This window comes from Phytoactinopolyspora endophytica (assembly GCF_004138495.1).
GTDB lineage: Bacteria > Actinomycetota > Actinomycetes > Jiangellales > Jiangellaceae > Phytoactinopolyspora > Phytoactinopolyspora endophytica.
The window spans coordinates 508,068-511,218 of record NZ_ML142852.1 but is presented as its reverse complement, the minus strand read 5'-3'; the positions used below and the strand labels follow the sequence as shown (position 1 = coordinate 511,218).

2 protein-coding genes are annotated in these 3,151 nt (G+C 71.2%); both read left to right on the top strand.

Annotated features, from left to right (window positions below; all coding sequences use genetic code 11):
• The first annotated feature begins 302 nt into the window (after positions 1-302).
• Positions 303-1,343 (top strand): PrgI family protein, encoded by a 1,041-nt coding sequence (locus ELR45_RS10755; RefSeq protein ID WP_165367664.1) that lies wholly within the window; start codon positions 303-305, stop codon positions 1,341-1,343.
• Positions 1,340-3,151: VirB4 family type IV secretion system protein (locus ELR45_RS10750; protein ID WP_420813862.1), on the top strand; the 1,812-nt coding region annotated here is incomplete at its 3' end. The genes ELR45_RS10755 and ELR45_RS10750, both read left to right, overlap by 4 nt.

Genomic DNA, 3,151 nt, shown 5'->3' with positions numbered 1-3,151 from the left:
CCGGTCCCACCGACTCCTACCCGATTTGGCCAGACCGCTGCTCCGGCGCCGAACCGACGGAACGATCCGCGGTCCCGTGCCGGACCCACCGACACTCCGGCGGCCACGCCAACGACACCGACAGCGTCGTCGGCACCGAATGCGTCACATGCGGCGAGACCGGTACAGCAGCCTCCCGCTGCGTCGCCGACGAGGCCACGGCGTGAGGCACGCCGTCGCCCACCGGCTGCCCCGGTCGCCCCATCGGCTCGCCGACGAGCAGACACCGACACCACACCTGAGCACACAGGAGGTGAGTCATCATGAGCCGGACACCTGTGATCGAACCGGTCCGGATCCCCGCCGATGTCGACCGGGATGACCGTGTCTTGGCCAACCTGACCGCCCGGCAGCTGGCGATTCTCGCCGTCACCGGGGTGTGCCTGTACGGGGCGTGGACCGCGACCCGCGCCCTGGTCCCGCCGTGGCTGTTCGCCGCCGCGGCGGTCCCGGTCGCCGTCGCAGTCGCGGTGATCGCTCTTGGTTCCCGGGACGGCGTGGGCCTGGACCGCCTGCTCGTGGCCGGGATCCGTCAACGGCTCGCGCCCCGCCGGCTGATCACGACCGGCGACGACTCCGCCGCGGCGGCACCGGAGTGGCTGACCGAGCACATCCCAGCGCAGAGCACGGCACGCACGGGTGAGCTACACCTGCCCGCCGAGGACGTGTCCGACACCGGCGTGATCGACCTCGGCCGCGACGGGCTCGCGGTCGCGGCAGTGGTGTCAACGGTGAACTTCGCGCTGCGCACGCCGGCCGAACAAGAGGCCCTGGTGGCCACCTTCGCCCGGTTCCTGCACGGTCTGACCGCACCCGCGCAGATCCTCGTCCGCGCCGACCGACTCGACCTGTCCGGGCAGATCAGCGATCTGCACGAAAACGCGGGCGCCTTGCCGCATCCGGCGCTGGAGAACGCGGCACGCGAACACGCCGAGTTCCTGCATGAGATGTCCGGGCAGGCCGATCTGCTGCGCCGCCAGGTCCTGCTCGTCCTGCGGGAACCCCTGCACGACCCTTCCACCGCCGCGACTGGCGGCCGGGGAGTACGGGGCCGCGACCCGGAATCGTCGGGGTGGCAGGCCGCGGAGGTCCGGCTGACCCGCCGGCTCACCGAGGCGATCCAACTGCTCAGCCCAGCCGGGCTCACCGTCACGGCGCTGGACACGGGCCAGGCCACCGCGGTCATGGCCGCCGCATGCAACCCCGACCGTCTCGTCCCGCCTGCGGCCGGGCTGGCCGGCGCGGACGAGATCATCACCGTGGCCACCGACCCTGACGACTACGAAGAAGGGGCACAGTCATGAGCCGCCTCGCGCGCCTACGACACGCCCAACGACCAGCGCGAGCAAACGATGGGGCAGCGGCGGCGTTCTGCCCGGACGCGGTTGAGGTGGCGCCACGCCACCTCGCCGTGGGGCAGGAGCACGTGGCAACGTTCGCGATCACCGGCTACCCACGCGAGGTCTACCCCGGGTGGCTGCAGCCGCTATTGACCTACCCGGGCCGCCTCGACGTCTCGCTGCATGTCGACCCGGTGGACCCGGTGACCGCGGCCTCCGGGCTGCGTCGCCAGCTGGCCCGGTTGGAGTCCGGGCGCCGCTACCGTATCGAGCACGGACGCCTGGCCGATCCGGATGCGGAGGCCGCCACCGAGGACGCCTACGATCTGTCCTCGTCGATCGCGCGCGGCGAAGGCAAGCTGTACCGGGTCGGGCTGTACCTGAGCGTGCACGCCGCCACCGAGGAGGCATTGGCGGACGAAGTCGCCGCGGTACGGGCGTTGGCCGCGAGCTTGTTGTTGGATGCCAAACCGGCCAGCTACCGTTCCCTGCAGGGCTGGGTCACCACGCTGCCGTTCGGCCTGGACCTGCTGGGCATGCGGCGCACCTTCGACACTGCCGCGCTTTCCGCGGCGTTCCCGTTCTCTTCCCCGGACCTGCCGCCTGGGGCGGATCCCGCCCAGCTGACCGCACCCGCCGGTGTGCTCTACGGGCGCAACGTCGCCTCCCAAGGCCTCGTGCACTGGGATCGCTTCGCCGCGGACAACCACAACGCCGTCGTGCTCGGCCGATCCGGCGCCGGGAAGAGTTTCCTGGTCAAGCTGGAAGCGCTGCGTTCGCTGTACCGCGGCATCGACGTGTTGGTCATCGACCCAGAAGACGAATACCACCGTCTCGCCGACGCCGTCGGCGGCACCTACATCGGACTCGGCCAACCAGGGGTGCGGATCAACCCGTTCGACCTGCCCATCCACACCCGATCAGATGGGCGACGCACCGCCCCCGCCGATGCGTTGGTGCGCCGGTCACTGTTCCTGCACACCGTCCTCGCCGTCCTGCTACAGAGCGCCCCGGACGCCGACGAGCGCGCCACCCTGGACGAGGCCATCGCGACCACCTACCAGCGTGCGGGGATCACCTCCGACACGCGCACCTGGGCCAGGCCCGCCCCGACCCTCGACGACCTCGCCGCCGTATTGACAGGGATCGGCGACGACACCGCCCGTTCCCTGGCGGCCCGGCTGCGCCCCTACACCACCGGCGGCGCCTTCGCCGGGATCATCAACGGGCCGAGCACGACCCGCCCCGACGGCCACCTGGTCGTGTACTCCCTGCGAGCCCTGCCGGACGAGCTCCAACCCGTCGCCACCCTGCTCACCCTCGACGCCATCTGGCGCCACATCTCCAACCCGGCCGACCGCAGGCCACGCCTCGTCGTGGTCGACGAGGCGTGGCTGCTCATGGCCGACCCTGCCGGGGCGAGCTTCTTGTTCCGGCTGGTGAAGACGGCGCGTAAACGGTGGGCCGGCTTGACGGTGGCCACCCAGGACACCGCCGACCTGTTGGCCTCCGATCTCGGCAAGGCAGTCGTCGCGAACTCCGCCACCCAGATCCTTCTCCGCCAGGCGCCGCAGGCAATTGACGAGGTTGCCGACACTTTCGGGCTGTCCGACGGGGAACGGCAGTACCTGCTCGCCGCCGACCGAGGCCAAGGCCTGCTGGCCGCCGGATCCCAACGCGTGGCCTTCCAAGCCGTCGCCTCACCCACCGAATACCAGCTGGTCACCACCGACCCGGCCGAGCTCGCCGACCTCGACGATCCCGACGCCGGC

Bases quoted from the DNA above. Each gene is read 5' to 3' on its own strand.
- ELR45_RS10755 (WP_165367664.1), top strand. From the start codon at position 303: ATGAGCCGGACACCTGTGATCGAACCGGTCCGGATCCCCGCCGATGTC.